5 protein-coding genes and 1 pseudogene are annotated in these 7,581 nt (G+C 47.3%); all 6 read left to right on the top strand.

The annotated features are described in order from the left end of the window. On the top strand, window positions 1-4,211 hold a 4,211-nt coding region (locus I1A59_RS08810), incomplete at its 5' end, for a Rib/alpha-like domain-containing protein (RefSeq protein WP_196092404.1). Between the two features lie 131 nt (window positions 4,212-4,342). Then, on the top strand, window positions 4,343-4,708 hold the full coding sequence (rnpA, locus tag I1A59_RS08805) for a ribonuclease P protein component (protein WP_196092403.1): 366 nt from the start codon (window positions 4,343-4,345) through the stop codon (window positions 4,706-4,708). Continuing rightward, entirely contained in the window at window positions 4,686-5,510 is an 825-nt protein-coding gene (locus tag I1A59_RS08800) for a YidC/Oxa1 family membrane protein insertase (RefSeq protein ID WP_348769640.1), read from the top strand. Before rnpA ends, I1A59_RS08800 begins: the two co-directional genes overlap by 23 nt. Before the next feature lie 20 nt (window positions 5,511-5,530). After that, complete coding sequence (gene jag / locus I1A59_RS08795; RefSeq protein ID WP_196092402.1) at window positions 5,531-6,646, top strand: RNA-binding cell elongation regulator Jag/EloR; 1,116 nt, start codon at window positions 5,531-5,533, stop codon at window positions 6,644-6,646. 114 nt (window positions 6,647-6,760) lie between these two features. Beyond that, window positions 6,761-7,282: a hypothetical protein gene (locus I1A59_RS08790; protein ID WP_196092401.1), complete on the top strand. Its 522-nt coding sequence runs from the start codon at window positions 6,761-6,763 to the stop codon at window positions 7,280-7,282. Between the two features lie 46 nt (window positions 7,283-7,328). Continuing rightward, window positions 7,329-7,581, top strand: a pseudogene (locus I1A59_RS08785) (IS4 family transposase); the annotation flags it as partial.

Here is a 7,581-nt window from a genome sequence, read left to right as displayed (position 1 = left end):
CAAGTTATACTCCTGCGACGGTGGAAGCTGGCAACCAAGTCTTCTTGGAAGGCCAAGGACTTCCATCTTCAGCACGCTACAGCGTAACCGGATCGGGTATGACCATTGATTCACAGGGTCGAGTAACAGTTACTGTTCCGATTGACGCAGTAAGCGGCCCCGTTCACGGCCAGGTCACTGTCCGTTACAGCGATGGTTCCGAGGATTTAGTTCCGGTTACGGTTCAGGTGACAGCTAAACCAGCAGCTGAACGCTACAACCCAAGTTACACTCCTGCGACGGTGGAAGCCGGTAACCAAGTCGTCTTGGAAGGCCAAGGTCTACCATCTTCAGCAAGCTATAGCGTGACGGGATCCGGCATGACAGTGGATAGTCAGGGACGTGTGACTGTTATTGTGCCAGCAGACGCGGCAACAGGTAGTTTGACGGGTCAAGTGACCGTCCGCTACAGCGATGGTTCAGAGGATTTAGTTCCGGTTACGGTTCAGGTGACAGCTAAACCAGAAGCTGAACGCTACAATCCAAGCTATGAGACCGCGCACGTTCAAGCTGGCAATCAAGTCGTCTTAGAAGGTCAAGGACTTCCATCTTCAGCACGCTATAGCGTGACGGGATTCGGTATGACAGTGGATAGTCAGGGCCGAGTAACTGTCGTGGTTCCGGCAGATGCGGCAACAGGTAGTTTGACGGGTCAAATGACCGTCCGTTACAGCGATGGTTCAGAGGATTTAGTTCCGATTACTGTTCAAGTGACAGCTAAACCAGAAGCTGAACGCTACAATCCAAGCTATGAGACCGCGCACGTTCAAGCTGGCAATCAAGTCGTCTTAGAAGGTCAAGGACTTCCATCTTCAGCACGCTATAGCGTGACGGGATTCGGTATGACAGTGGATAGTCAGGGCCGAGTAACTGTCGTGGTTCCGGCAGATGCGGCAACAGGTAGTTTGACGGGTCAAGTGACCGTCCGTTACAGCGATGGTTCAGAGGATTTAGTTCCGGTTACTGTTCAAGTGACAGCTAAACCAGAAGCTGAACGCTACAACCCAAGTTATGAGACCGCGCATGTTCAAGCGGGCGATCAAGTCGTCCTAGAAGGTCAAGGACTACCATCTTCAGCAAGCTATAGCGTGACGGGATCCGGCATGACAGTGGATAGTCAGGGCCGAGTAACTGTCGTGGTTCCGGCAGATGCCCAAACGGGCAGCCTGCAAGGTCGTATCACTGTCCGTTATGAAGATGGATCTGAAGACGTTGTTCCACTTACGATCCAAGTAATAGCTCGACCTCTAGCAGAGGTTTATAATCCTGTTTATACCCCAATAAGCCTTCAAGCCGGAACTATGGGGCGTCTAGGAGTGGAAGGTCTACCTGAACGTGCGACTTATCGCGTGAGTGGTGAAGGGATGACCATTGATGATTTTGGTCGTGTGACGGTAACGATACCAGACGATGCTCCAACGGGTACACGGACTGGTCAGGTAACCATTACTTATATCGATGGCTCAGAAGATCTGGTTCCAGTTTCTGTTCAAGTAACAGCCCGACCAGTTGTAGAGTGGGAAGCTGAACGCTACAATCCAAGCTATGAGACCGCGCACGTTCAAGCCGGCAGTCACGTTGTCCTAGAAGGTCAAGGTCTCCCAGATCAGGCCACCTATACAATTGTTGGAACCGGCATGACTGTGGATAATCAAGGGCGCGTCACTGTCGCTGTTTCAGAAGACAGTGCTACTGGTACATTGACAGGTAATGTAACTGTTCGTTATAGCGATGGATCCAGTGATGTTGTACGCGTCACTGTTCAAGTGACGGCGCGACCACTCGCAGAGTTTTACGCACCAAGCTATACCCCAGCGACTCTCCAACAAGGCGGAACAATGACCTTAGGTAGCCAAGGCTTCCCGGTAGAGGCAAGCTACCAGGTTTATGGGGATTATATGGCGGTGGATGATCGAGGTCGGGTAACGGTAAGCCTACCTGCGGATGCTCCAATTGGGGGCTTGGCTGGTCTAGTTACTGTGACCTACCTAGACGGTTCCCAAGATCAGGTTCCTGTTCAAATTACTGTAACAGCTCGACCAGAAATCAGTCGTGAAGCGGATCGTTACAATCCAAGTTATCCGGAAAGTGCCCTCCAAGCTGGTCAGCAAGTTATGGTAGAGGGTCAAGATCTTCCAGAACAGGCCACCTATACAATTGTTGGAACCGGTATGACCGTGGATGATCAAGGTCGAGTAACGATTAAAGTTGATGAGAACAGTGGTTCCGGGACCCTTCGTGGAGTCGTCACTGTCACCTACTCAGATGGTTCCCAAGATCAGACAGCGGTGACCGTCCAAGTAACGGCCCGGCCACTTGCTGAACGCTACAATCCAAATTATAGTCCAATTACTGTGGAGGCTGGAAATCAAGTGATTCTTGGATCCCAAGGCTTGCCACGAGAGGCGACTTATCAAATTGAGGGCGAAGGCATGCGTGTCGATGCTCAAGGACAAGTAACGGTTGATATTCCAGCTGATACCCCTGCGGGTGATCGGACTGGACAAGTTACCATCACCTATACGGATGGTTCTCAAGACCGTGTGTCCGTTGTGGTGTATGTGACAGCTAAGCCTGTTGTAACACCGGATGCTGACAAGTACAATCCAAGCTATCCAAGTCTTGAAGGTGAGCAAGGAAGTTTGGTTGAACTGGAAGGACAGGGACTACCAGAACAAGCCCGTTACCGTATTGTTGGTTCCGGTATGCGCGTGGATCCATATGGTTTGGTTAGTGTACCAATCCCATCTGATGCGGCTGTAGGTAGCCTTATCACAGGTCAATTGACTATTCGCTATGCTGATGGTTCAGAAGACCTGATTCCAATTACTGTCCGTGTTAAAGAATTATCACGTTCAGAAGCTGAGAAGTTTGACCCAAGTTATGACTTGATGGAAGTACAGGCCGGGGAAGAAATCCTAATTGAAGGAAATAACTTGCCAAGTTCTGCTCGTTACAGCATTAGTGGATCTGGTATGACGGTGGATGCTCAAGGTCGTGTAAGGGTTTCTGTCCCATCCGATGCTGTAGATGGCACCCTTGAAGGACAGGTGACTGTCCACTATACCGATGGCTCAGAAGACCTGGTGGAAGTCAGGGTAATCGTGATCGCTAAACCAGTAGAACCGGAAAAACCAGAGATACCGGAATCCGATCGCTACAATCCAAGTTATGCTACTGCGACCGTTCAAGCAGGAAATCAAGTAGTCTTGGAAGGCCAAGGTCTTCCAAGTCAGGCCACCTATAGTGTTGATGGTCCAGGCATGACCGTAGATGACCAAGGTCGTGTGACTGTAGTTGTTCCAGCGGATGCAGCTAGCGGCAGCTTGACAGGTCAAGTGATTGTACGCTACAAGGATGGTTCAGAAGACCGGGTAGTTGTGACAGTAGAGGTTGTAGCGAAACCGGCAGATCCAGATAAGCCGGTAACCCCTGTAGAACCGGAAAAACCGGTGATTCCAGAAGCAGACCGTTATAACCCAAGCTATGTAGCTGTTGAAGTGGCAGCAGGCACCCAGGTAACTATTCCAGGTGTAAACCTCCCAACTTCAGCCAGCTACAGAATTGAGGGCACAGGTATGACTGTGGGCTCCAATGGTTGGGTGACTGTAGTTGTTCCAGCGGATGCTAAGTCAGGCAGTCTCACGGGTTATGTATCGGTTCGTTACAATGACGGCTCAGAGGATCGGGTGCCAGTGACGGTAACTGTCAAGGAGACCGCCAAACCAGTTGATCCAGAGAAACCAGTAAGACCTATAGAACCGGAGAGACCAGTAACACCAGTTAATCCGGAAAAACCAGATAAGCCGGTTGATCCAGAGAAACCAGTGACACCGGTAGAACCAGACAAGCCGGTAATCCCAGTTGATCCAGAGAAACCAGTGGCACCGGTAGGACCAGAAAAACCGGTCACACCGGTGGTTCCGGAGGAACCAGGGGTACCTGGTGAGCGTGAGGAGGCAATAGTGACGCCTCTGGTGATGCCAAGTCATGGAACTCAGTTGGAGTCCGTGACAGGACAGCAGCCGGATTTGTCTGCGGCTCAGATGCCGGTGGAAGAAGAGCTTCCAAATACTGGAGAAGTTCGCAATCCATTGATGCGCTTCCTAGTTTGGTTGCTGTCTCTAGTTGGTTTTGGTTTCCTTTTCCAAAAGAAAAAAGAGGAAGAGTAAGTCAAAATAGTTGAAAAGCAGGTGAAATCCGATAGGATTTACCTGCTTTTTTTGCTCTCTATCCCTTGCTGCTATTGGATTTATTGGAAATTGTGGTATAATAATACTAATTTTGATGAAGGAAGAAGATTGTGAAGAAGAGCTATCGTATCAAAAGAAATCAAGACTTTAAGGCTCTGTTAGCTCAGAAGCGGAATAAAGCTAATCGGAAGTTTGTGGTTTACCAGATGGATAGTGACTTGAAACATTTTCGAGTGGGGCTTTCCGTAAGTAAGCGTTTGGGAAATGCAGTGACTCGTAATCGTATCAAGCGGCATTTGCGCCATCTCCTTCAGAAACACCAAGATCAATTAGCAAATGTGGATATTCTGTTGATTGCCCGTAAGGGGGTTGAAGATTTATCCTACGCTGAGATGGAGCAGAATTTGCTTCATGTACTCAAGCTAGCTGAGATCTATCAAAAGGAAGAAGATTGTGAAGAAAAAGAAAATTCTTAGTGTGCTGATGATCGGAGTAACCATGTTGCTCTTGACAGCCTGTGGGACTTCTCAAGTTACCAGTCAATCGACCGGTCTTTGGGAACAGATTGTTTATTTATTTGCGGAGGCTATTAATGGGCTTTCTTTTGGAGGCAATGTTGGTCTAGGGATTATTCTCATGACCTTTATTTTGCGGACGGTACTCTTGCCGGTTTTCCAATACCAAACCAAGTCTTCTCAGAAGATGCAAGAGATACAGCCTGCCCTTCGGGCACTGCAAGAGGAGTATCGCGGACGTGGCCGTGAAGGTCAGGAAGAACTAGCCCTTAAGACGCAGGCTCTTTATGCGGAGCATGGTGTTCGTCCTTTTGCAGCCTTCATCCCCCTCTTTGTGCAGTTGCCGATTTTGCTGGCCTTCTATCAATCCCTCACACGAGTGGATATCCTGCAAGGAGCCCACTTCTTGTGGTTGGATCTTAGCCAACCCGACCCTTACTTGATTCTCCCATTTTTGGCCGCAGCACTCACCTTCGGGTCCTCTTGGCTATCTACTTATGCTCTAAAAGAAAAAAATGGATTGACATCCAGTATGACTTACATCATGCCAGTGATGATTTTCTTCCTCTCGCTCTCGGTAGCAAGTGGGGTGGCTCTCTATTGGACCGTCTCCAATGCTTATCAGGTTGGGCAGACGCTATTCTTAAACAATCCATTTCAAATAGTAGCGGCACGGCAACGTGAGGAAGAAGTTGCCAAGCAAAAGGTCGCTGCGCAACGCAAGGCCGAATGTAAGGCGAAGAAAAAGAGAAAGAAAAAGTAAAGCGATAAAGGAGTCTACTTATGGCACGTTATACAGGAGCTACCGTTGAGGAAGCCATTCAACAAGGTCTAGACGACCTCGGCCTCCCTCGTATGAAAGTTCGCATCAAAGTACTTGCTCGCGAAAAATCAGGCTTTTTAGGAATCGGTAAAAAACCAGCTCAGGTCGAAATGGAAGCCTTGGATTTCAAAGAAGACTATGATTTCGAGGATACAACTCCTCTTCCAAGTTCGCTCCTAGCCGAAGCGGAAGAGATTGAGGAAGAGGTTAGCCCAGAAGCCAACCTCCAATCCTCAGAAGACATGGCAGAAGCTATCTCCAAACTTGAAGAAACCGGTAAATTAAGCATCCTCTTCCCACGCGACCTTCCGAATGAGACTTTGGGGGAAGAAGAGGAAGCCGCAGTGGATGACCAGTTGGAATCTCAAGCAACTGAGATCTCAGAGCCTCTTATCCAGGTTGAAAGTATAGAAGTGGCGTCTGAACCGGCTGAAGTTGTCGACACCGAGCCAGAATTGGAAGCGGAGCCGGAAATTGAAGAACAACCAGAAACAATCGAAGAGTCTCTAGCTGAGGAAGAAGTTGGTGAAGTGACTTTCGTCACAGTTGACCCCGAACCAGAGCCTGAACCGGTCACTTTTGTCCGCCGAGAGCGCGATAGCTTAGAAGAAGAACAGATGGATCAAGCGCAAACTTATCTAGAATCTGTTCTCCGAGAAATGGATGTTGAAGCAACAGTTTCTGCCTCCATCAGTCGTCGGACCATTTATTTCCAAATTGATACCAACGAACCAGGGCGCGTGATTGGGTACCATGGTAAGGTTCTGAAGTCCTTGCAGCTCCTAGCCCAAAACTACCTCTATAACCTTTACGGACGTACACTCTTTATCTCTATCAACGTCAATGACTATGTGGAACACAGAGCAGAAGTTCTCCAAAGCTATGCTCAGAAACTAGCCCTCCGGGTCCTAGAAGAAGGCAGAGCTATGGAAACCGACCCTATGTCCAACAGTGAACGTAAAATCATTCATCGCATCATCTCTAAAATCGATGGGGTTACCTCCTACTCAGAAGGCGACGAACCAAATCGTTACGTCGTAGTGGATATTGAAGAAGATGAAGCCGAATTAATCTGACAAGAAAACCTCTCCGTCCTTGGACAATGTCATTAAGTTAAGGATTTCGAAAGCTCCTAAATCGAGCTTTCGAAATCTTTTTTTGCTATACTTAGGCTCAAGGAGGTGGATAGAATGCCAAATCAAGTAAAGAAGCAACTACGAAATAGTATTACTGCTGTGATAAAGCGAGATAGAGAAAGTTTGATTCACAACCCATCTGATTTTACTCGTAATCGGGAACTATCTCTCGATAAAACGGTGAAGCTAATCCTTGGTATGTCCGGGAAATCCATTTCTAAAGAATTGTTAGATGCAGATATTTGGATCACGGAATCTGCTTTTGTACAAGCTCGCTACAAGATAAAATCAATTGCTTTCCATAAAATATTCAAAGAATTCACCTTAAAAATCCCTATAAATGACTCAATCCCTATTCTAGCTGCAGATGGAAGTGACGTGAATATTCCTAGAAATCCAAAAGATGAGGGGACCTCTTTTCAAGTTGGTGAAGGAAATAAGCCGTATAACCTGATTCATCTGAACGCATTTTATGACCTTAACACAGGTATTTATACTGATGTCATCGTGCAAGATAAAAGAAGCGTAGATGAGCGACAAGCGGTCATTGATATGATGGAGGTGTCTCCCTTTTGAAACAGCTCTGGTAATCATGGATAGAGGATATGAAAGTTACAACCTTATGGCACATTTTGAGCAAAAAGGATGGAAATATATTATCCGTGTCCAGAATGGTCTGGAATCTTTTGCATCAAGATTTCATTTACCGGATACCTCAATTGAAAAAGAAGTTGCCATCAAATTGTCTAGGAATCAGACAAAACAGATGAAAAATCTTTATAAACAGTCTCCAAAAAAATATCGATTTGTACCCCATAATTCCAGATTTGATTTCCTCTCGGACTCTATTAGTTATGGAAGTGATCCTCAATTTT

The organism is Streptococcus sp. NLN76 (assembly GCF_015686645.1).
Taxonomy (GTDB): domain Bacteria; phylum Bacillota; class Bacilli; order Lactobacillales; family Streptococcaceae; genus Streptococcus.
Note: the sequence above shows the minus strand (reverse complement) of the source record. Positions and strands in the feature narration are given on the sequence as shown.

Coding starts and splice junctions, on each gene's coding strand:
- jag (WP_196092402.1), top strand. CDS start 5,531: ATGGCACGTTATACAGGAGCTACCGTTGAGGAAGCCATTCAACAAGGT.
- I1A59_RS08790 (WP_196092401.1), top strand. CDS start 6,761: ATGCCAAATCAAGTAAAGAAGCAACTACGAAATAGTATTACTGCTGTG.